Here is a 22,862-nt window from a genome sequence, read left to right on the forward strand (position 1 = left end):
TATATGTCAAGTACCCTATAACATATAATGGTAAATCAATCGTTAGATAAGCAATATAAAAAACTTTTTGGCCTATTGAAGGGGGAGGAAGATGTTGGGTTTGATTGAGGTTTATATACAAGAGGTCACACGCAGGTTGCCTGAAAAAAAACGCAGGGATATTGCACTCGAGTTGCGGTCAACCATTGAAGAGATGCTTCCTGATGATTATAGTGAACTGGATGTGGAGGAGGTTCTGGGCGAATTGGGGAACCCAGCGACAGTGGCTAGTGGGTATCGGGCTCAGCCGATGCACCTGATCGGACCGCGTTATTATGATTTATATATTTCACTATTGAAAGTGGTTTTTCCCATAGCAGCGGGCATTGCACTCATTTCGCTGATTATCGATTCTTTTATGGGGTTTAGCCAAGATGAAGCGGTTATTCCTAAAGTGATTACCCTTATAGTCGAAGGCATATTGAGGGTCCTTGAAGTCGGCTTTCAAGTCTTCTTCTGGGTGACGATGGTCTTCGCGGTTCTGGAGCGAACGGATAAAGGAAAGGACCAAAGTCCACTATCGGCAAGCCTACAGAAATGGACCCCAAATGATTTGAGAAGTATCCCTTACATTCACAAGAAGAAAGAGATTACGAGGTTCAATGTATTCAGTGGACTGATGTGGACAGCGATTTGGACGACGGTATACTTTTATGCAAATCAATTTGTCGGGGTGTATGAAGGTGGAGATAGGATCGAACTCGTGATTCCGGTCTTCCAACAGGATATCCTACTTAACTATTGGCCGTTCATTCTTCTGGTGATCGCCATGGAAATCTGGTTAGCTTTTTATAAGAGTATCAAAAGGCAATGGACAAAAAAACTGGCAAATTTCAATTTGGTTCTTGAAATGATCACAACCATCGGATTCATTGTCATTGTAAGTAATCCGGATGTAATGAACCCTGAATTCCTTACATATATGGGGAGTTTATCCGATACAACGGCCATGCAGTTTCGAAATGCGATTGTAGGAGGCTCAATTACCATCTTCATTTTTGCCGCAGCATTAAATGTATTTGATGGATACCGCAAGTCTAGAATCCATTGATGACATGTATTCGATAATGGTTCCTACCAGCTGTTATCCAACCAGTTGCTCCAAACGGTTTAAACGGATAGCTACTTTTTAATCAGAATGGAATAGGAAGAACAAAAGCCACCCGACATAAGCAAAGTATCAATGTTGGATGGCCCTTGTCTTGTAAGATTATTGTTGGAGTTTTATTTTTGCGTCTTCATGCGATGAATATTCGCGATTGTACCACCATCCACACGTAAATCTATGCCAGTGATATAGGAAGCTGCATCGCTAAGCAAGAATTCCACAGCTGTTGCGATCTCGGATGCTTTTCCTTCACGGCGGAGTGGCGTGTGTTCGAGCATTGTTTTCATTTGCTCTTGTTGGGATGCTTCCTGACGCCCCATCGGCGTGTTAATGGTACCCGGAGAGATAGATGAGATACGTGCACCTTTTTCACCCCAAGCCCACGCTTGGTCTTCCACATATAAGACAACCCCCAATTTAGATAGGCTGTAAGCCGCACCTGAGTCGCCTTGTGTAAATTGCTCCATGGTCTCAATATAGTTTTCGGCTAAAGGCTGTTTTAAAATTTCCGTATAAGGACCTTGACGGGGCGCCATATAGGCACTCATCGAAGAGATACATACCGCAGCAGTACCTACTGTAGCAAGTGGAAGAAACGCATCTAGGACAATTCCGGTGCCAACAGAATTCACTTCTGTAATGCGTTTCGAATTGGCCATCGTCGGTGACAGCCCGGCTGTGTGAACCAATCCTTTTAATATCCCAAGTTCGGCAGATTTTTTAGCTAAAGTAGCAACATTTTCCTTTGATGTAATATCGACAGTTTGATAATGGACATCAGTTATACCTTTAGTCGCTAATTCCTCTTTTGTTTGGATTAAACGTTCTTCAGAAACATCTGCCAACAATATGGTTCCTTTTTTGCCAACCAGTTCTGCAGTGGCTTTACCCATACCACCGGAACCGCCTGTAATTACATAAACATGCTTATCCATTTCAATTCCCCCTAAACTTGATATAAACTTAGTGTAAACGGTTTTATAATAAAATAAGCAAGACATTTCCACTAAAAATGTCCAGAGGAGTGTCAAAAATGGAAACGGCAAAAGAATCGATAGTTGCCGCTTATTTACAGCTTTTATTTGAGAAAAGCTTTGAAGAGTTAGCTGTGAAAGAAATTGTTCAAAAGGCGGGCATTTCCCGATCCACATTTTATTTGCATTTTGCAGACAAATACGAACTGATGGATGAGGTGAGACGGAAGTTAAACGACCGGTTCTTGTCATTTTATGAGATGGATTACCAATGGGGTAAGCCAATCACCCTCCATTTATGTGAACATATTTTCAAATATCGCTCATTTTATGAACTCGAATTTGCAGAGGCGGGCGCTATTCAAAAATTATCAGATAAGCTTGCAGCACATTTACAAGAAGTGTTCCAGGATCCAGACTATGCCCTATTTGCGAGCTATGGCACCATCGGTTATTTGGGTAAGGAACGGGTACGCCATGAGTCCGGCTGTGGCAGCGGAAAAACTATTGAAAATCGGCCTGACAAACTGGACAAAAGTATTGGATGCAAAATTAGATGGAATAGAGCGGTAGCGGGAAGCTGTAGACCTGAAAAAGAGGGTAGGAACTGATGAAATCGATGGAAGGAACTAAACGCCCGAGGAGCAAAGATAAGAGACGAATCTTGTTTTAAAAGTGTGCAAGTACTTTTGTTTTGAAAAAGATTGCTTAAAGTATTTGCAATCCCTACCATTTGATGGTATGCTTAGGTTAATTATTCATGTTCGGTACTAAGGATACTAAAAGTACTACTTTTCGTTTCGATGATGACTTAGAGCAAGGATAGTAATACAATGTGCTTTGGCACTAGGAGGCAACAACAATGGAACAAGGTAAAGTGAAATGGTTTAACGCAGAAAAAGGATTTGGCTTCATCGAACGCGAAAACGGAGACGATGTATTCGTACATTTCTCAGCTATCCAAAGCGAAGGATTCAAATCTTTAGACGAAGGTCAAGAAGTTACTTTTGAAGTAGAACAAGGTCAACGCGGACCTCAAGCTTCTAACGTTCAAAAAGCATAATTTCTAAAAACAAAAAAGGCAGACCCTATTACTAGGGTCTGCCTTTTTTGTTTTATTCAATAATAAAAAACCCTGCTCAATGTTGAGTAGGGTAAATGGAATGAGTAAAGTAAATCGCTTAAAAAGGTCTACCTAGTATAACATAGTTTTTTCAGAAAAAAGAATTTGTAAATGAAGAGGTTGGACTGCGGGAACTTCTTTTTTTGAGTCAGGGACCATTATTCATACACATTCAAACACAGGTTTGAGTATAATGTGAAATGTGGTATATTATAATCAAACGTAGGTTTGAATGAATGGATGTGAGAAGATGGATGAGATGAAGGATATGTGTGAAGTTCATCTGCATGATCAAGAAAAGGTGAACCGTATCCAAAAGGAAATCGGTCAGGTAGATATCTCAAGTATGTCAAAGTTGTTTAAAGTAATCGGTGATGAAAACAGGGTGAAAATCTCGTATGCACTTTGTGAGGATGAAGAGTTATGTGTATGTGATTTGGCAAATATCATTGGGGCGTCAATGGCAACAACTTCTCATCATCTCCGTACTCTATATAAACATGCAATTGTGAAATACAGAAAAGAGGGAAAGTTAGCCTTTTACTCTTTAGACGATGATCATATAAAACAATTAATCCTTATAGCGATAGCACATCAGCGGGAGGTGAGGGTCAATGGCTGATTCCCAATTAAAGACTTATCGGATTCAAGGGCTGTCCTGTACGAACTGTGCAGCCAAATTTGAAAACAATGTCCGGGAACTTGAAGGTGTGAAGGAGGCAAAAATCAACTTCGGGGCTTCGAAGATTTCTATTTCAGGAAGTGCTTCGATTGAAGAAATTGAGAAGGCTGGAGCCTTTGATAACCTGAAAATTCGTACTGAACAAGAGCAGGTGACAATAAAAGAACCAATTTGGAAGCAAAAAGAAAACATTAAGGTTTTTCTTTCGGCTATCCTCCTTTTTATCAGTTGGATTTTGGAACATCAATATGGCGAGGGTAGTCTTTTGCCGGTTCTGGGTTATGCCACTTCCATTTTAGTTGGTGGATACTCCTTATTCATCAATGGGTTGAAAAATCTCGTAAGACTTCGTTTTGATATGCATACGCTAATGACGGTCGCAATTATTGGAGCGGCTATACTTGGCGAATGGGGCGAGGCAGCCACTGTCGTCATTCTATTTGCTATAAGTGAAGCGCTTGAAAAGTATTCGATGGATAAAGCTCGAAATTCCATTGAGTCCCTTATGAATATTGCCCCTAAAGAGGCACTGATCAGGAGGGGCCATCATGAAATGATGTTGGCTGTCGATGCAATCGAGGTGGGAGACACCATGATTGTCAAACCGGGCCAGAAGCTTGCGATGGACGGAAGGATCATAAAAGGTGCATCCACACTGAATCAGGCGGCCATTACTGGTGAATCGGTGCCACTATTTAAAACGGTCGAAGGAGAAGTGTTTGCTGGTACGTTGAACGGCGAAGGTCTTTTGGAAGTGGAAGTCACGAAAAGGGTTGAGGATACGACGATTGCAAAGATTATTCATCTTGTAGAAGAGGCACAAGCGGAAAAAGCCCCTTCCCAAGCGTTCGTTGATAAATTTGCAAAATTCTATACACCGGCAATCATGCTGATTGCTTTGGCACTTGCAACCATTCCACCAATGATGCTGGGCGGAGAATGGAGTGAATGGATTTATCGCGGATTGACTGTGTTAGTTGTCGGCTGTCCATGTGCCTTGGTCATATCCACACCCATTGCCATTGTTACAGCTATCGGAAATGCAGCGAAAAACGGTGTTCTGATTAAAGGTGGAATCCATCTGGAGGAAGCTGGAGCTTTGAAGGCGATTGCATTTGATAAAACGGGAACATTAACAAAGGGAATACCTGAAGTGACTATCTTTTCCGTAATAGTGGATGAAATGAGCGAACGGGATGCTTTGAAAATAGCGGCTGCTTTAGAAAGCCGCTCGCAACATCCATTGTCCACGGCCATTCTTCAGAAAGCGGATCTGCAGGATATAGACTATCGTTCTCTGATGGTAGATGATTTTTCTGCATTGACAGGCAAAGGGTTAAAAGGAACAATCAATCAGGCAGTCTATTATATTGGAAAACCACAACTCTTTGATGAAGTGGGGTTAACCATTTCTGAAAAGGCTCAACATCTGATCAATAACTATCAGAATGAAGGAAAGACAGTTATAGTTCTCGGTAATCAAACTAATATTCTAGCCCTAGTTGCCGTTGCGGATGAAATAAGAGAAAGCAGTAAGGAAGCTATCAGTAAATTACATGCTTTAGGGATTGAAAAAACAATCATGCTGACCGGTGATAATATCGGGACAGCGAATGTGATTGGAACAGCGGCGGGCGTTCATGAAATTCAAGCAGAATTATTACCGCAGGATAAGCTATTCTTCATCAAACAATGGAAACAGAAGTATAACCGAGTGGCCATGGTTGGCGATGGTGTTAATGATGCCCCTGCTTTAGCCGCTTCCACTGTAGGAATTGCAATGGGGGGAGCGGGTACGGATACGGCCCTTGAAACAGCCGATATCGCTCTAATGGGTGATGATTTATCGAAATTGCCCTACACCATCTCATTAAGCAGGAAGACATTACAAATCATTAAGCAGAACATTACGTTTTCATTAGCGATTAAATTATTGGCCTTATTGTTGATTGCACCGGGCTGGCTGACACTTTGGATGGCGATTTTTGCGGATATGGGTGCGACGTTACTCGTGACCTTGAATAGTCTGAGGTTGCTCAGAATAAAAGAATAATAGATAAAGGGCTTCTGGATTTCTTGAAGGGAATCCAGAAGCCCTTTGCTATATCTAAACGTTTCATGTGAAACTCTGGAAAAGTGCCTCCATTATTCTTTGGAATTGTTAGGCCACAATCCATCATTAAGAATTAGAACCACCAACGGATGTTAGTTCCCGGACTTTGTTATTTTAAGGGACATTAGGATATATTGAATGCATAGCCAGGTTAAAACTATGAACAGGATAGGTAGTATGCTACAATTTGGCTGACTTTTAAAGGAATGCATGCCATCGTTAGGTACGGTTGTTGAATAGATCAAAGGTATTAAAGGAAGGGATTTGAAAGATGGAATTACATCAAAAGGCAATATTAGTTGGAGTCAATCTGAACGGTCAAAAGGATTTTGAATATTCGATGGAGGAGCTCGCCAATTTAACCGAAGCCTGTGAGGTAGAAGTGGTTGGAACGATCACACAGAATCTACATCGTGTCACTTCCTCACATTTCATCGGTACAGGTAAAATTGAGGAAGTAAAGGCGCTAGTTGAATATAAAGAGGCAAATGTCGTTATCTTCAATGATCAATTATCCCCCTCACAACTTCGTAATTTGGAGCGGGATATGGATTGCAAGGTGATCGACCGTTCCATCTTGATCCTGGACATCTTCGCACAACGGGCGAAAACGAAGGAAGCACAGCTCCAGGTAGAAGTGGCAAAACTTCAATATATGCTTCCACGCCTTATCGGCTTAAGAGAATCGTTAGGTCGACAAAGTGGAGGAGTGGGAACGAACAAGGGTGCTGGGGAAAAGCAGCTTGAACTTGACCGTAGGCGGATTGAGGAAAACATCAGTGTTTTGAATAAGGAATTGGAGGAACTTGTAGCACACCGTCAAACACAGAGGAAACAACGGAAAAAGAATGCCATCCCTGTTGTGTCATTAGTCGGGTATACGAATGCCGGGAAATCATCCATCATGAACGCATTGATGGAGATGTTCCAACCGACATCCGAGAAGCAGGTACTCGAGAAGGATATGCTCTTCGCTACACTTGAGACGTCCGTTAGAAACATTCCCTTGCCAGATAACAAGGAGTTTTTACTCACAGATACAGTCGGGTTCGTGTCTAAACTACCACACCATCTGGTAAAGGCATTCCGGTCTACCCTTGAAGAAGTAGTGGAAGCAGATTTATTAATCCATGTTGTGGACTATTCCAATCCTAATTATGAACAACAGATAGAGATTACCGAAAAGACTTTACAAGATATTGGCATCAAAGAGATACCGACCATATTTGCTTATAATAAAGCGGATTTGACCGATATGGACATTCCAAAGGTTAACCGTGATTCCGTTTATATGGCGGCCAGAGAGAAGGTAGGCCTTAAGGAATTGATTGATCAGATCCGTAGCCATGTATTCATGGACTATATTCATTGTGAAATGCTGATTCCATATGACCAGGGAAAACTAGTATCTTACTTCAATGATAATGGCCATATAACGGAAACGGAATATGAGGAAAATGGGACCAAGCTAAAGCTTGAATGCAAGAAGACCGATTATGAAAAATATCATAACTACGTGATTGAAAAATCCTGATGTTTTTTCCAGGCACTGAACTGAATTTAAATAGAATGTTTTGAAAGATTTCCGTAACCATGAATCCACAAGTTATACATATATCGTTTAGTTGTGTATAACTTGTGGATAACTTTCAAAAAGCCTTGAAAAAGTTTTCAAGGTTTTTTTTTGTGGACAACCTGTTGATAAGTAGATTGTTTGATATTCCCTTACTAAGAACTTAGGAATGATGTCGAGAATGTAGCGAGAAGTGTAGGACGTTGACTTTTTTTATCAGTTTTTGTAAAGAAACATGACATAGTGCACATTAAGTTGTCCGCATTATTTTACACTTTGTATAATGTAACTCCCTATCTATCATTATAAAATAAAGAATATTCATTTAATTTTGAGATTCATGAATAAGTAGGGGGCTAATGGTGATTTTTTAAATGTAACCTGTAAGATAAAAATGACAGTGCTACAGCCATAAATCATCAAAAGTAGGGATAGGATATTGCTAGTTCATTGACTATAGGCAATTCCTCCTTTTTTATTTTCCACAATAATTTTTTGGAAGGAGAATAGTAGATGGATATGACAAGCTCGTTAAAAGACGATTTGAAGAGAAACTTTCAGGAGGCAGAGAGGGGCTTAACCCCAAGAGAGGCACTGGAAGAATCTAATCGATGTTTATACTGTTATGATGCTCCTTGTATCCAGGCCTGCCCCACAGGGATAGACATCCCGACCTTTATAAAAAAAATCGCATCAGGAAATCTAAAAGGGTCGGCCAAAACGATCATGACGGCTAATCCAGTCGGTGCCAGTTGTGCGCGGGTATGTCCGACAGAAGAGTTATGTGAAGGGGCATGTGTTCTAAATCATTCTACAAAGCCAATTCCTATTGGCGATCTCCAGCGTTATTCCACAGATTGGGCCATTCAAAATAAACAAGCTCTATTCAAGGCTGGCAAGAAGAATGGCAAAACGGTTGCCATTGTCGGCAGTGGTCCTGCGGGCTTGTCTGCAGCAAGGGAATTGGCCTTGCTTGGCTACAGCGTAACCATCTTCGAAGCAGAAAAGAACCCTGGCGGATTAAACACTTACGGAATAGTGTCTTTCCGATTACCTCAGCACATCTCCTATTGGGAAGTCGATCAAGTAAAGAACCTTGATGTCGAGATCCGAACGAATTCAAGGGTTGGGGTGGATATCTCTGCTAACCAACTGATTAAGGACTATGATGCCGTTGTTTTGGCAATTGGTATGTCAGATGTACCAAAGCTTGGGATTGAAGGGGAGGACTTGGCTGAAGTCTACGATGCAATCGATTTCGTAAAAGCAACGAAAACGGAGGATATCACCGATAAGTTCGTTGGGAAGAAGCTGATGGTCATTGGAGCTGGAAATACAGCAATCGATGCTGCAACCTGCTCGGTCCGTCTTGGTGCTGAAGAGGCTGGTATCATTTATCGTCGGACCCAGGCGGAAATGACGGCGTATGATTTTGAATATGAGTTTGCCAAACAGGAAGGTGTCCGATTCCATTGGCTGACGAATCCTTCAAGAATCGTTGCCGATGAAAAGGGCCAGGTAACAGGCATTGAATGTGTGAAGATGGAACTGAGTGAGGCAGGGGAAGATGGTCGCAGACGACCGGTTCCAATTGCAGGCTCTGAGTTCATCCTTCCGGCCGATGGTGTGATTCGTGCGATTGGTCAATCACGTTATGTTGGTCTACTTGAACAATTTAACATCGATCACGATGGAGGTGTCGTTACCTTAACTGGAGACTCCTATAAGACGTCGAATGAAAAAGTGTTCGCCTGTGGCGATGTCATATTTGGGAAGGGCCAAGGAGAGGCTATGGTCGTTTCCGCTGCCCAGCAAGGGAAAATGACAGCCTATGAAATTGACGGAGTGTTAATGAGCAAGACAGAAGATATAGCTTAATAAAACAATAACTAGGAGGCGTATCAATGGCTGATTTATCAATTAATCTTGCAGGTATCAAATCTCCTAACCCCTTTTGGCTTGCTTCGGCACCACCAACTAATTCGGGTTATCAAGTGCAGAGGGCTTTTGAAGCCGGATGGGGAGGAGCTGTTTGGAAGACGCTTGGGGATCCAATCCTAAATGTTTCTTCCCGCTTTGCAGCCGTTGGGTTTAACGGCCAAAGAGTTGCTGGATTCAATAATATTGAACTAATTACGGATCGACCTCTTGAAGTGAATCTTAAAGAGATATATGAAACGAAAAAGAAGTTTCCCAATCACGCAATCATAGCGTCCGTAATGGTCGAGCCACAACAGGAAAAGTGGCATGAAATTATCAAACGGATAGAGGATGTAGGCGTTGATGGTTACGAGCTGAATTTTGGATGTCCGCATGGCATGGCCGAAAGAGGGATGGGGGCTGCTTCAGGGCAGGTACCTGAACTGGTGGAAAAGCAAACATATTGGGCGAAGGAAGCGGCCTCGAAACCTGTCATCGTCAAGCTGACCCCAAATATTACGGACATCACGGTTACGGCAGAAGCAGCCGTAAGAGGCGGTGCGGATGCAATTAGTATGATCAATACGATCAATAGCCTTGCAGGGGTGGATATTCACTCCTGGAATACAATCCCCCATGTTGGCGGAAAAGGGGCCCATGGCGGGTACTGTGGTCCTGCAGTGAAGCCCATAGCCTTGAATATGGTGGCTGAATGCGCAAGGAACCCAGGGATTAATGTCCCGATATCCGGTATTGGGGGGATTTCTAACTGGCAGGATACGGTCGAGTTTTTATTGATGGGGTCGACTGGCGTACAGATTTGTACAGCCGCTATGCATCATGGTTTCCGGATCGTCGAAGACATGATTGATGGATTATCCAATTACCTTGATGAAAAAGGGATTGCTTCTGTAATGGACATTGTCGGTAAGTCCGTATCGCGCTACTCTGACTGGGGAAATCTGGATTTGAATTATAAAGTCGTGGCCCGCATCAATAATGATGTGTGCATCAACTGCAATAAATGCCATATAGCCTGTGAAGATACTTCCCACCAATGTATTGATATGTTAAAGGACACTTCAGGCAACTCATTTTTACGGGTGCGTGAAGAAGATTGCGTCGGCTGTAACCTTTGTTCAATCGTGTGTCCGGTCGATGGAGCGATTGACATGATTGAAATGGCCAGCGATCTAGCCCCTATGACTTGGAATGAGCGTCAAGGTTTGCTAGGCAACATCGGTAATGAACGTGTGGATTTCGTAAAATAATGGAGGGGTAAATTATGAAAAAAATTATTAAGAACGGCACTATAGCAACGGCTGCAGATACGTACCAAGCAGATATTTTGATTGAAAATGAAGTCATTACAATGATTGGTAAAGACCTATCAGCCGAGGGAGCTGAAATCATTGATGCCAAGGGCGCACTAATATTCCCAGGGGGTATAGACCCACATACCCATCTAGATATGCCGTTTGGTGGGACGACCACGAAGGACGATTATGAAACGGGAACGATTGCAGCCGCATATGGGGGCACGACGACTGTCATCGATTTCTGCTTAACGGAAAAGGGGGAGCCTTTAAAGAATGCCATTGAAACATGGCACAAGAAAGCGGACGGCAAAGCCGCCATCGATTATAGCTTTCATCTCATGATCAGTGAAATCAATGATGAAGTTCTGGCTGAACTGCCAAGCATCATTGATGAAGAAGGGATTTCTTCCTTTAAAGTGTTCATGGCATACAAAAATGTTTTTCAAGCAGATGATGCAACGCTTTATCGGACTTTGCTGCAGGCGAAAGAACTTGGTGCCCTTGTCATGGTCCACGCAGAAAATGGCGATGTCATCGATTATTTAACAAAGCAGGCACTCGCAAAGGGACAGACCGATCCAATTTATCATGCCTTAACTAGACCTCCTGAGCTTGAAGGAGAAGCGACCGGAAGAGCAGCGAAGTTGACGGAAATGGCGAATGGACAGCTTTACGTCGTTCATGTCACTTGCGAAGATGCGGTTGAGAAGATTACTGAAGCAAGAAATAAGGGCGTCGATATCTGGGGAGAAACATGTCCTCAATATCTGGTGCTGGATCAAAGCTATCTCGAAAAGCCCAATTTTGAAGGAGCCAAATACGTATGGTCGCCACCATTGAGGAAGAAGAAGGATCAGGATGTGCTATGGAATGCTTTAAAGACAGGCCAGCTGCAAACCATAGGCTCTGATCAGTGTTCCTTTGACTTTAAAGGACAAAAGGACTTGGGTCGGGACGACTTTACCAAGATTCCGAACGGTGGACCGACTATTGAAGACCGAATGAGTATCCTTTATTCAGAGGGAGTCAAAAAAGACCGCATCACCCTGAATCAGTTTGTCGATATTACTTCTACAAGAGTAGCCAAGTTGTTTGGTTTATTTCCACAAAAAGGAACGATTGCAGTTGGATCGGATGCCGACCTTGTTATCTTCGACCCGAAAGTGGAGCGGACCATTTCCGCTGAAACCCATCATATGGCTGTAGATTACAATGCTTTTGAAGGACTGGAAATTACAGGTGAACCCGTTTCTGTCTTATCTCGTGGTCAGTTCGTCATTCGTGATAAACAGTTTGTAGGGGAGGCTGGTAAAGGGCAGTTCTTGAAGCGGGCTAAGTATAATACGTCGCTTGAGTCGGTTTCAGAGAATAAGCTTCCGGTCTAAAGTTATCATGGATATTTAAAGCAAATTAAAGGGGGATTTTATGGATGAGCGAAAATAAGGATTATTTAAAGTCTCCCGATTTGCTGCCTATACCGCATAGAGAGAAGAACATTAGCGCAGTAGGATTTGGCTTCATCTGGGTGGGGATGGCTGTCGTATTGGCCGCCTTTGCCATTGGAGGGAATGGGGTCCAAAGCCTATCGCTTGGTTGGGTCGTACTTGCGACAGTAATCGCCTGCGTAGTTCTTGGCTTCTTGATGACAATGACAGGGGATATAGGCGTTGAACATGGAATTTCATTTCCTGTATACATGAGGGCGCCTTTCGGAACGATTGGCACTCATATCCCTTCACTTGTCAGGGCGTTTGTTGCCTCTTGCTGGTTTGGATTGAACACTTATTTCGGTGCTACTGCGATGAACGCTATCTTTGCCACTCTTTTTAACTTTAATAATTGGTTTATCTGCTTTTTGGTTTTTGCCATTTTGCAATTAGTCAATACAGCCATGGGAATCAAGTCAATCGAACGGTTTGCCGATTTGGCAGCCCCAGTTATCATCTTGATTTCCGGCTGGATGTATTTTACGCTTTCTGACCAAGCAGTCGCACAAGGTAGGGAAGTCTGGTCATGGATTGAGAGTCCGGCAACCGGAGGGGCGGCTGTAACAGCTTTCATGGTCGTCATCATGTCGAATATGGGGTTTTGGGGAACGTTGACCGCGGATATGCCGACACTTTCCCGTTTTATAGAGGCACCAAAAAATGAGAAGAACTGGTTCAAACGCAATAAAGGGCAGATTATAGGGAACGTTATTACCTATCCTATTACCCAAACCTTCATGGTTATTATCGGAGCCGTTTCTTACATGGCCGTTTCCAATTATGATCCTGTTGTTGCTATACAGGGGTCAGCCAGTGGCATTACCCTTGGTGTTCTATTACTAATGATCGTTTTTGCTCAGTGGTCAACGAATACTTCGGCTAATGTTATTCCGGCAGCAACCATCTTCTCGAATGTAATGGGACCAAGAATGCCGTTTTGGTCGGGAGTTGTGGTTGCGGGAATCATTGGAATCGTTGTTCAGCCATGGAGCCTTTTCGGTATCATCATTGAGGTTTTGTTAATTGTCGGTGGGATTTTAGCCTCCATTGTGGGTATTTTGGTGGCTGATTATTACTTTCTTCGTAAGCGCCGTGTCAATGTACCAGAACTATATGAAAGTGAAGGGCAATATAAGTATAAAAACGGTGTAAATTGGGCGGGAATCATTGCCTGGATCATTGGTGGAAGCGGGGCAACGATTTTTTCCAATTACTCATTTATAGTCGGTTTTATACTCGGAAGTGCAACCTATTATGTACTGGCTAAATATTGGTGGTTCAAGAAGTACGAACAGGCAGAGATTATAGATCCGAGCGATGAGAAATATTTAGGAATCTCCGTCGGCAAGGATTGGGATATCGGAAAGAGAATGGTTGACGAAGAAGAGGTACTGAATATGCCTTTAGGCGGGGAAAACGTTAAATAAGGAGGAGTGGGACATGTCTGAATACCAAGAGTATCGCTTAGAAAGGGAACAAATTGATTTTTTACTTGAACGAGGGTACAGAATCACCCGGGTTTCTGAAAACTTAAGTGGCGCTTTCCTTGATTTCGAATTGATTGAAGGAACGAAGCAGGAATGGAAGCAGTTGAATATCAAGACTCCAGAAGGCAGAAAATATTTCTCAACATTGCTTTTTAAAAAACTAAATTAAAAACATGTATCCCCTAAGGATGTAAAGCTGTTAAGCTGGCCTATTTTCAGTTGAATAGGTCATTTTTTATGTTCATTTATGAATAGATAGTAAGAATATGAAGAGGGAAACTACTAGGAATGAAATGCATAGCATGATTTCTACAAAAATAACTGAAAATTTTGTATAATTTTGACGTTAGTTATTATGTCCAGTATCTGGAGATTTACAGACAGTCCGTTTATAATAGGTTTTATAGCTATAAAAGGATGGTGGATGGATGAATACGTCGATTACAATTGAGGAAATTCTAACGCGCAGGCATTTTAACCGGACGGATGTGGTCGGAGGCGAAGGTGGGTTAAAACGCCAAGTCAAATGGGTCCACTGTTTGGAAGTCACCCAAATCAGTCACTTGTTAAATGGAAACGAACTAATTCTTACCACCGGTCTGGGGTGGAAGGATTCAGATAGTACATTCCTTTCTTTTTTAAATCAGCTCATTACATGTAATGCGGCAGGACTCTGTATAGAGATGGCTACCCATGCCATGGCCATTCCACAGAGTGCGATAGACCTTGCAGACGAGCAAGGCTTTCCCCTCATTTTATTTAATCAGGAAGTTCCTTTTGTTGAAATTACTCAGGACATTCATTCCTTAATCATTAATAAACAGTATCAGATGATCTCCAACCTAGAAACCTACTCACAGCAGTTGAATAAAAAACTCCTCGAAATTGACCATTATGAACCAATTCTAAAATTTCTTCATTCGTATTTAAATGTTCAGGTGATGTTTATTCCCAATGAGAATGATATAGCCTGTATTCCAAAAATAAAGAAAAAACTCATCCAGCAATTGTTAGCCGAAGTATATGAAAAGCAAAATTTAAGTAAATTCGTTCTGAAACAAAGGATTCGTGTCCTTGGTGAAAATTATGCGGAACTGGTCATTTATAGTAGTAATCGAGAATTGACCGACTTTGATTCCCTTATCTTGGATCGAACGGCTACGGCTTTAGCTCAATATCTATTACGTGAAATCTATTTAGAGGAAAAAAAGATATCTGAAGAGAGCAAATGGCTAACGAACTGGCTCGAAGGGGAATATAGTGATGAAGTCATCCGGGAGCAACTATCTTATATTGATCCGAAGATGCAATTGGAAGGCGGCATCGTATGCATTTGCAAACAACACTCAAGGTATAATAAAGGTTCTGCTAAACTAGAAGGGACTTATTTTAAAATCCTGTTTAGATCCGTTTTTGAACAATATGGATTTCAGATTTTCTCTATGGAAGTACACCAACATCTGGTCTTTATTTTAGGGGATAACCGTTCACCTGGAGATTGGAAAGAGAGAGTGATGGGGGCCCTGGATCGAATCAGAATGATGGATGCTACGGGTCGCAACCGAATGAATGTGCTTTCAATAGGGTTTGGGAAATATGTTCAAAAGTTAAGTGAAATTTACAAGAGTTATGAAACGGCACGTGAGACCTTGTTGCTTCAGGAAACATTAACTGAGGAAAGCAGAAGCTATTTTTATCAAGATTTACATATGTATCGAATGATTGCGCTCATTAACAAACATGGAAACTTGGAAGAAACCGTATATGAATATTTAGGTCCTGTCATTGAGTATGACAGACGAAATAACGGGGAGTTAATGCCAACCTTGAAAACGTATCTTGCCTGTAATGGATCTAAACAGGAGACATCCAAACAATTATTTATCGTAAGACAAACACTTTACCACCGCCTTGAAAAGTTAGAAAGGCTATTAGGTGCCAATTTCATGAAATCTGAACAACGACTCGGCATTGAGTTCATGATTTTTGCTTTAGATTATTTGAAACTTCGCAAGACGAAGGTAAACGGAAAAACAGCGGATGGGTTTGTGGAAAACTGAAATGTAAAAAGCAGATGATAATAGGGTGTCTTATGAGGCATCCTTTTTATTATGAATAAAAATTTCGTCGCAGGTAGGGGATAAGGTTCTATAAAAAATATGCTGACATCAAAGAGTTGGCCTTTACAGCTTTTGATGTCAGCGGCTTTTCTTATTATTCATCTTTTTTAGAAAGGCAGTGGTAACATTCCACGAGGTAGGATTCAGCCTGTTCCATAATTTGATCGCCGCATTCGGTGCATTGCTTGGGTGGAAGGGTCCGGAAGAATTCCATTGGATTTTTAGTTTGCATGATAGGTGGTACCTCCTTATTGTTTTTTTAATAGTTTTCGCTTTTAGAAAGGCAGTGGTCACATTCCATCAAGTAGGATTCAGCTTGTTCCACGATTTGCTCCCCGCATTCGGTGCATTGCTTGGGTGGAAGGGTTCTGAAGAACTCCATTGGATTTTTAGTTTGCATGATAGGTGGTACCTCCTTCTTGTTTTTTAATAGTTTTCGCTTTTAGAAAGGCAACGGTCACATTCCAACAAGTAGGATTCGGCTTGTTCCACGATTTGCTCCCCGCATTCGGTGCATTGCTTGGGTGGAAGGGTTCTGAAGAATTCCATTGGATTTTTAGTTTGCATATTTGTTCCTCCTTTTAGTTGTTTAGTAGTCTTCGCTTTTAGAAAGGCAACGGTCACATTCCATCAAGTAAGATTCAGCGTGTTCGACGATATGGTCGCCACACTCTGGACAATGTTTGGCAGGGATACTGTTGAAAAATTCAATGGATTTTTTAGTTTGCATGATGGTTTCCTCCTTTATTAAGGTCTTTTCTATTTTTAAGACTTATTCACTCTTCACGTTTAGAAAGGCAGCGATCGCATTCCATCAAGTAAGATTCTGTTCCATCAAAAAGGGTTTCACCACATTCGGTACATTGTGCTAATGATTGGTCTTTCATGTTTTCTAATTGACTCGTTTGCATGTCACACTCTCCTTTCTGTAGTACAGTTTTTAATATCTGTCTGTTGTTATAATACAGTATATACCCGATGGTTAAAAAAGTATAGGCATTTCACAGAAAATTTAAAAATATTTCCAAATTAGTATGGAGAATCCTATTGTAACAAGGGTTTTCTGTGATATATTTTATTATTTTTTTCTTTTTAACTAAACCTGATTACTACGTTTTCCTAAAAAGTGGGATTGATGGGATGGAGCGGCCAAGACTAAATAGATTAATTTATATAACAGAATAGTACAGGGGATTTTTGCTAGTACGGGGGTGAGATTCGAAGGGTTTTCTAAGATTTTAACTCATCGGTGGGGTTATTTTCGCAAAAGAATGGGAAATTGGTTTTAGTGTTTTAGTAAAGAGGTAACTTGTTAATAGCAATAAATAACAGGAGGTCACTTATGTCTAAAAAAGTTATGGTCATTATTAACCCATCCTCTGGAAAAGAAAAAGCAGGAGAAATTTTGCCCAATGTGGAAAAGGTGCTTGGAGATATTTATGAACAAGTAGTGGTTCGGAAAACGAAGGGCGAGGGTGATGCTTCGCGGTTTGCAAAAGAAGCATGTGAAGGGAAATATGATGCCGTAATTTCAATGGGGGGAGATGGTACGGTAAATGAGACGGTCAATGGTCTCGCGGAACAGGAGCATAGGCCCATATTAGGGATTATCCCACTCGGAACAGTGAATGACTTTGCAAGGGCACTTAATATACCGTTAGACCCTATCAAAGCAATGGAGATGTACACAAAATCTGCGGTTAAAGAAGCGGATATCGGTAAGATCAATAATCGCTATTTCATGAATGTATTGGCGGTCGGGGCCATTGCAGAGGCTACCTATAATGTGAGTGTGGAGCAGAAAACGCGTCTTGGCTCACTATCTTATTTTTTGGAAGGAGCAAAGACGTTAGTCAAGAAGACACCATTCCCTATAACTGTGGAACATGATCATGGAAGGTGGACCGGTGAGACTTATTTACTGTTTGCTACGATGACAAATTCTGTCGGTGGTTTTGAACAACTTGCACCAGAGGCGGAAGTGAATGACGGGAAGTTGCACATATTTATCATTAAGGATCTTTCTCTTCCACTCCTTGTAAAAATTATTCCAAGTTTATTAAGGGGAGAGATTAAGCATCACGATGAAATCGAATATATTCAGACCTCTAGGCTTCACGTTTCCACTTCGGAGGACCTTGGGGTTAACATTGATGGGGAGAAGGGCGTCCAAATGCCTTTTCAGGCAGCCGTATTGCATAAGCACCTGCGTTTATTCGTACCGGAGCATCCTGAATGAAGGGATGAATAGATTGCGCATACTAGAAAAGCTAAAAGCTGTTCGACCAATTTGGCCGTACGGCTTTTTTTTAGTATGTCTAACCTACATCATAAAAGGGATCCGTGAGGTATTTGTGCCAGGCCACTACTGCCTTTTGAACCTGTGGATCGTCGGGTCATGGATCATTTCCTTCTATATAAGGTTCGTTAGATGACCTCGTGCGATTTCAATCGATACTTTTGAGTAGTTGTTTATTCTTTGAAACGTTTCGGCGACCATCTTTTTAAGTTCATGGGCTTCTTTAACACATTTCTACTTTTGGCTTGCACTTTTCAGACATAGTACAAAAATCAAACATCTATTCTATGTCCGTAGTGCTTGCCCCTTCTATTTTCAAAAGTGTCCGTTCAATCATTTTTATTTCTTTAATCTATCTTGAGGGAGGAGGTCTTAGTGTCTAAAGGTTGCCCATTCAGAACATAGCGTATAGCCAGAAGAGGAAAGGGTTTCGGGCTTACGTATCATAGAGCTCAAAAGGTTTTAGTGAAAAAAATCGATAACTCATCATAATTCAAGGGAAGTATAGTTAATGAATGAACGGAGGGGGTATATTATGGTACGCTTATAGTTATGAAAATAGTTAAGAAAGGAAGTTGAATGTTCGTATGGAGTTTTTTCTTGTTATATTAGCGCTTCTTATCTTAATTGGAGCGTCTAATGTAATCAATCATTTTGTCCCTTTTGTACCGGTGCCGTTAATTCAAATAGCACTGGGTGTCGTAATAGCACTCTTACCTTTAGGTATACATATACAAATGGAAACAGAACTCTTTTTGCTTCTGTTTATAGCACCGCTTTTATTTAACGATGGTAAAAATGTGCCTCGTACAGCCTTATGGAAGTTGAGGACACCGATTCTCATGCTTGCTTTAGGCCTCGTGTTCGTCACCGTTTGGGCTGGAGGATATCTTATTAACTGGATGATTCCTTCTATCCCATTGCCTGCTGCATTTGCATTAGCGGCCATCCTTTCTCCTACGGATGTTGTCGCGGTCAGTGCTTTGGCTAGTAGGCTTAAGTTACCGAAAAGTATCATGCACCTTCTTGAAGGGGAAGGGTTAATGAATGATGCTTCAGGTCTGGTAGCCTTTAAATTCGCTGTTGCGGCTACTGTCACGGGGGTCTTCTCCCTGGTCGATGCAACATTTAGTTTTATTTTGATAGCTATTGGGGGATTTGTAGGTGGGGCTGTTTTGTCCTTCATTATTATCAGGCTACGTGTCATCATTCGCCGATTGGGTATGGAAGATGTAACGATGCATACGTTGATCCAAATCCTAACACCTTTTATCATTTTCCTCGTTGTGGAGCATTTCCACCTTTCAGGCATTTTAGCGGTTGTGGCAGGGGGAATTGTTCATGCCATAGAACGAGATCGAGAGTTATCACCAACAGTTGAATTGCAGGTCGTATCCAAGAGTACGTGGTCTGTCATTCTATATGTATTAAATGGTTTGGTATTCGTTCTATTAGGTCTGCAAATTCCTAGCGTGGCCAAGATCATATTCCAAGATCCAGCATTCCATAATGGACAAGTGATTCTCTATATTGTAGTCATTACTCTGTTCCTATTTATCCTAAGATACATCTGGATTACTGCCGCTTGGTCAATCGGTTGGATGACGTATAAATCCGGTGTCCAAAAACCGGACTTCATGGCGGCAGGAATCATTACCATTTCCGGAGTACGCGGAGCGGTTACACTAGCAGGGTCTTTTTCGATTCCCTATATATTAGCGGATGGCAGTCCATTTCCGGAGCGCTCGTTAATCATCTTCATTGCAGCGGGCGTCATATTACTTTCTTTGATCGTTGCAAGTGTCTTCCTTCCTATCGTGGCCCGAACAGAGGAAGAAGAAGTGGTGGATAAGCAGGCTGATAAGCTAAAATTGGCTACCATTCATGCACATCAATCGGCGATTAAAACTGTGGAGTCTCAAATGACGGATGAAAACCGGGAAGCGGCTATGTCCATTATTTCGAGATACCATACGAAAATCAATGCGCTTTCCTATGTTGAACAGGGCAAAAGTTCAAATACAATTGGAGAAGAAGAAAAAGAACTTCGCTTTAAAGCTCTTGAGGCGGAGAGGAAATTCCTGGACCAACTCATTAAAGAGGAGAAAGTAGATAGGGAATCCGCTTATATTTGCTTGGAATATATCCAACGTATGGAAGGGGCAGTCACTAATCGGATGAAATTCCGTTTTTACAGGTCCTTGACACTTTTCCGACGATCGATGTTAAAGGTGTTTAAACTATTCTTCCCGAATAAAAAAGAAATAAGAAGAATCAATTTGGAGAGACTAGAAAAGGTGAAAGACCTTAAGATCAGGATGTATAAAGTGGCTATCCAAGAGATACAAGCAGGCATTACACCTGAAAACCATGAGACATCTTCCATGATCATCGAAGAGTATAAATTACTTATTTTGAGATACAAAAGAGAAAATAAAGGGCGTAAACCTAGTAAAATGGTCAATTATGAACGAGAACTATTTTATAAGGCGATTCAGGCAGAACGTGACGACGTTCAGGAAATGTTTGAAAAAAGAAAAATACCAAGGGATGTTGCCAATAGAATCCGGCAGCAAATCAATTTACGCGAAGCACTTAGTATCAACGAAAACAGTCATTGACCATATTCAGGAAAAGGGGCTGTCTAATAAGTCCCTAAAATAAAACAGGTGGAGAAAAACGAGTTGTTTTTCTCCACCTGTTTTTCTATTTTTATAATTATTCATTGAAAGTAGCTGATGCAAGCCAGCTATCTTCAGTAAATTATGTGCCATGGCTACGATGCCAAACTCCGTTTGGACTTTCGTTAAGCCCCGAAGCGAAAAGCGACGGAACGACCTATTGCCCTTGATATGACCAAAAACACTCTCTACCTCGATTTTTCGTCGAGCGTAAATTTGTGCATTCGATTCAGACCAAAGGTTCACTTTTGCTTTCGCTTTTAGTTCTTCATAAACTGGATTAACATGCACTTGGCGATTTCCTGCCGCCTTTGTACATTGCGATTTTAATGGACAATCCGTACAATCCTCACATTCATAAATTTTAAAGTCACGTGTGAATCCATTTTTATCCGTACGGGTCGAGTAACGCTTAAATAAAACCTTACGGTTATTTGGACAGGTGTATTCATCCTTTTGTTCATCATATGCCCAGTTACTCGCATGACGAATATCTTTTTTATAGCTCCGTTTTTGTTCCGTTAAAAAAGTATTGTAAGGAATCAAAGCTTCAAATTCTTCCTCCAAAGAGTAGAGGTAGTTTTCTTCACTGCCATAGCCGGCATCTGCGATGACGTTTTTCGGGAATGGTAGCGATGTATTCTTCAGTGCCTCTATATGGGGCTTAAAACACCGTGTATCAGTTGGACGTTGATGTATCGTATAAAAAAGAATGAATTGATTTTCCGTTGCCATTTGAATATTATAACCAGGTTTTAGTTGTCCGTTATTCATATGATCATCTTTCATTCGCATAAATGTCGCATCCGTATCAGTTTTAGAATAACTATTTCGATCGCCAAATAGAGCGTTTTGTTGTTTATATTTTACTAATCGTGGACCTAAGTCTTCACGCACTAATTTCAATAGTTTCTTAACCGGACTGAGTTCCCGTCGTTTTTCTTTTCGTACCTGGACATCTTCTTCAAGCTGGATACCATTCGTTTCTTTTTCAACTTTTTTCACTAATGCTTTTTCTATTTGAGTTAGTTTTTCCTCTGCCGTTAAAAAGGACGTTTCGTCTTGAGCAGACAGTTCATGCCCTTCTTCATTTGTAATGGTCTGAATCTGTTGGTACGTTTCTTCAATTTTTTCTTGTAGCTTCGCCTCAAATTTGGTCGTCGCCTTTTTCCACACAAATGAATACTTGTTTGCACTTGCTTCAATTTTTGTTCCGTCTAGGAAATAGTTCTCCATTGTGATGTGCTTTTCTTCTATTAGTTGATGGATCATTTCTTCAAATAGCTTCGGAAGGAGCTTTTCCATTTGTTGTGTACGAAATCGATTAATCGTTCGATAATCCGGTTTCTGCAAGGCAGCCAGCCACATTGTTGGGATATTTTCTTCAACCAGTTTGGCGATTTCACGACAGGAATAGACTTTTTGAGAATAGGCATACAAAATGACTTTCGTCATCATTTTGGGATGGTAAGAGCTACGTCCGCCACCATTATAGTGCTCGAAAAAGACTTTATCTTCTACTGATTCAATCATTTGATCGATTACACGCGCGACGTGGTAAGCTGGAATCAGATCCTGAATATCAAAAATCACAGTTGTTTGTTGATTATCATAGGGAATAAAAGTAGGTGTGACATTTCGTTTTTGGGGAACGACAGTTTCCTCATGTATGCAGAGTGGTAGTAAAGTTTGTTCCATGTTATAATTTTCTGTAGTAATCTTTGGATTGCTCATAAAAAATCGTCCTTTCTAAATGTTGTCTGGTAACTTCATTTTACTAAAAAGGGCGATTTTTTTGTGCATAAATTTATAAAAAAAAGGGGTTGCCCTAAAAGTCATATTCCTGACTTTTGGGACAGCCCCTTTTCGTGCGCTTGGAGGAGTTTCAACCGTAGAGAAAAGGAAAAGATAAAACAAAGCTAGGGGGATATCGATAA

Annotated in this window: 21 protein-coding genes; 14 read left to right on the top strand and 7 right to left on the bottom strand. The window is 41.3% G+C overall.

Translation table 11 applies throughout. The features are described from left to right. The first annotated feature begins 94 nt into the window (after positions 1 to 94). Positions 95 to 1,090, top strand: a complete 996-nt coding sequence (locus AC503W_RS00990) for an HAAS signaling domain-containing protein (protein WP_427688910.1) — start codon at positions 95 to 97, stop codon at positions 1,088 to 1,090. Between the two features lie 173 nt (positions 1,091 to 1,263). Here the strand turns inward: AC503W_RS00990 and AC503W_RS00995 are convergent, their stop codons facing one another. Then, the gene (locus tag AC503W_RS00995) at positions 1,264 to 2,082 is read right to left on the bottom strand and encodes an SDR family oxidoreductase (protein WP_427688902.1); all 819 of its coding nucleotides are present in this window, start codon (positions 2,080 to 2,082) and stop codon (positions 1,264 to 1,266) included. Between the two features lie 98 nt (positions 2,083 to 2,180). Here AC503W_RS00995 and AC503W_RS01000 point away from each other — a divergent pair, with 98 nt between their 5' ends. The 11 genes from AC503W_RS01000 to AC503W_RS01050 all read left to right on the top strand — a co-directional run bounded on the left by AC503W_RS01000 (position 2,181) and on the right by AC503W_RS01050 (position 15,885). Beyond that, a complete protein-coding gene (locus AC503W_RS01000; protein ID WP_427688900.1) occupies positions 2,181 to 2,732 on the top strand; it encodes a TetR/AcrR family transcriptional regulator in 552 nt (183 codons plus the stop codon). A gap of 251 nt (positions 2,733 to 2,983) precedes the next feature. Next, positions 2,984 to 3,184: a cold-shock protein gene (locus AC503W_RS01005; protein ID WP_034304915.1), complete on the top strand. Its 201-nt coding sequence runs from the start codon at positions 2,984 to 2,986 to the stop codon at positions 3,182 to 3,184. A gap of 319 nt (positions 3,185 to 3,503) precedes the next feature. Further along, positions 3,504 to 3,866 (top strand): ArsR/SmtB family transcription factor, encoded by a 363-nt coding sequence (locus AC503W_RS01010; protein WP_402875647.1) that lies wholly within the window; start codon positions 3,504 to 3,506, stop codon positions 3,864 to 3,866. Further along, positions 3,859 to 5,979 carry a heavy metal translocating P-type ATPase gene (locus tag AC503W_RS01015; protein ID WP_427688898.1) on the top strand — a complete coding sequence of 707 codons (2,121 nt, stop codon included), beginning with the start codon at positions 3,859 to 3,861 and terminating at the stop codon, positions 5,977 to 5,979. Before AC503W_RS01010 ends, AC503W_RS01015 begins: the two co-directional genes overlap by 8 nt. Positions 5,980 to 6,310: 331 nt before the next feature. Beyond that, positions 6,311 to 7,573, top strand: coding sequence for a GTPase HflX (gene hflX, locus AC503W_RS01020; RefSeq protein ID WP_403125198.1), 1,263 nt, complete (start codon positions 6,311 to 6,313; stop codon positions 7,571 to 7,573). A 558-nt stretch (positions 7,574 to 8,131) separates the two neighbouring features. Beyond that, positions 8,132 to 9,490 carry an NAD(P)-dependent oxidoreductase gene (locus AC503W_RS01025; RefSeq protein ID WP_402875649.1) on the top strand — a complete coding sequence of 453 codons (1,359 nt, stop codon included), beginning with the start codon at positions 8,132 to 8,134 and terminating at the stop codon, positions 9,488 to 9,490. 26 nt (positions 9,491 to 9,516) lie between these two features. After that, positions 9,517 to 10,803, top strand: coding sequence for an NAD-dependent dihydropyrimidine dehydrogenase subunit PreA (gene preA, locus AC503W_RS01030; RefSeq protein WP_402875559.1), 1,287 nt, complete (start codon positions 9,517 to 9,519; stop codon positions 10,801 to 10,803). Between the two features lie 14 nt (positions 10,804 to 10,817). Then, entirely contained in the window at positions 10,818 to 12,236 is a 1,419-nt protein-coding gene (hydA, locus tag AC503W_RS01035; protein ID WP_402875561.1) for a dihydropyrimidinase, read from the top strand. Positions 12,237 to 12,280: 44 nt separating this feature from the next. Next, positions 12,281 to 13,765: an NCS1 family transporter gene (locus tag AC503W_RS01040; RefSeq protein ID WP_402875563.1), complete on the top strand. Its 1,485-nt coding sequence runs from the start codon at positions 12,281 to 12,283 to the stop codon at positions 13,763 to 13,765. A gap of 13 nt (positions 13,766 to 13,778) precedes the next feature. Continuing rightward, positions 13,779 to 13,994, top strand: a complete 216-nt coding sequence (locus AC503W_RS01045) for a hypothetical protein (protein ID WP_402875565.1) — start codon at positions 13,779 to 13,781, stop codon at positions 13,992 to 13,994. Positions 13,995 to 14,253: 259 nt separating this feature from the next. Further along, positions 14,254 to 15,885 carry a PucR family transcriptional regulator gene (locus AC503W_RS01050; RefSeq protein ID WP_427688896.1) on the top strand — a complete coding sequence of 544 codons (1,632 nt, stop codon included), beginning with the start codon at positions 14,254 to 14,256 and terminating at the stop codon, positions 15,883 to 15,885. A 154-nt stretch (positions 15,886 to 16,039) separates the two neighbouring features. On the opposite strand, the gene yhfH (AC503W_RS01055) is transcribed toward AC503W_RS01050, so the two are convergent. Genes yhfH (AC503W_RS01055) through yhfH (AC503W_RS01075) form a run of 5 tightly spaced genes read right to left on the bottom strand, consistent with a single transcriptional unit; the run spans position 16,040 to position 16,856 of the window. Beyond that, a complete protein-coding gene (gene yhfH / locus AC503W_RS01055) occupies positions 16,040 to 16,177 on the bottom strand; it encodes a protein YhfH (protein WP_427688894.1) in 138 nt (45 codons plus the stop codon). Between the two features lie 27 nt (positions 16,178 to 16,204). Beyond that, positions 16,205 to 16,345 carry a protein YhfH gene (gene yhfH, locus AC503W_RS01060; protein ID WP_402959255.1) on the bottom strand — a complete coding sequence of 47 codons (141 nt, stop codon included), beginning with the start codon at positions 16,343 to 16,345 and terminating at the stop codon, positions 16,205 to 16,207. A 26-nt stretch (positions 16,346 to 16,371) separates the two neighbouring features. Further along, a complete protein-coding gene (gene yhfH / locus AC503W_RS01065; RefSeq protein ID WP_402959253.1) occupies positions 16,372 to 16,512 on the bottom strand; it encodes a protein YhfH in 141 nt (46 codons plus the stop codon). A gap of 22 nt (positions 16,513 to 16,534) precedes the next feature. Beyond that, positions 16,535 to 16,675, bottom strand: a complete 141-nt coding sequence (gene yhfH, locus AC503W_RS01070) for a protein YhfH (RefSeq protein WP_403125202.1) — start codon at positions 16,673 to 16,675, stop codon at positions 16,535 to 16,537. Positions 16,676 to 16,721: 46 nt separating this feature from the next. After that, positions 16,722 to 16,856, bottom strand: coding sequence for a protein YhfH (gene yhfH, locus AC503W_RS01075; protein ID WP_402875574.1), 135 nt, complete (start codon positions 16,854 to 16,856; stop codon positions 16,722 to 16,724). Positions 16,857 to 17,287: 431 nt separating this feature from the next. On the opposite strand from yhfH (AC503W_RS01075), the gene AC503W_RS01080 reads away from it, so the two are divergent. Both AC503W_RS01080 and AC503W_RS01085 read left to right on the top strand, forming a co-directional pair. After that, positions 17,288 to 18,184: a diacylglycerol/lipid kinase family protein gene (locus AC503W_RS01080; protein WP_427592086.1), complete on the top strand. Its 897-nt coding sequence runs from the start codon at positions 17,288 to 17,290 to the stop codon at positions 18,182 to 18,184. A 647-nt stretch (positions 18,185 to 18,831) separates the two neighbouring features. Beyond that, the gene (locus tag AC503W_RS01085; RefSeq protein ID WP_402875650.1) at positions 18,832 to 20,865 is read left to right on the top strand and encodes a Na+/H+ antiporter; all 2,034 of its coding nucleotides are present in this window, start codon (positions 18,832 to 18,834) and stop codon (positions 20,863 to 20,865) included. Positions 20,866 to 20,871: 6 nt separating this feature from the next. On the opposite strand, the gene AC503W_RS01090 is transcribed toward AC503W_RS01085, so the two are convergent. Next, positions 20,872 to 22,623 carry an IS1182 family transposase gene (locus AC503W_RS01090; protein WP_494917240.1) on the bottom strand — a complete coding sequence of 584 codons (1,752 nt, stop codon included), beginning with the start codon at positions 22,621 to 22,623 and terminating at the stop codon, positions 20,872 to 20,874. Between the last annotated feature and the right edge of the window lie 239 nt (positions 22,624 to 22,862).

The organism is Peribacillus suis (genome assembly GCF_059384845.1).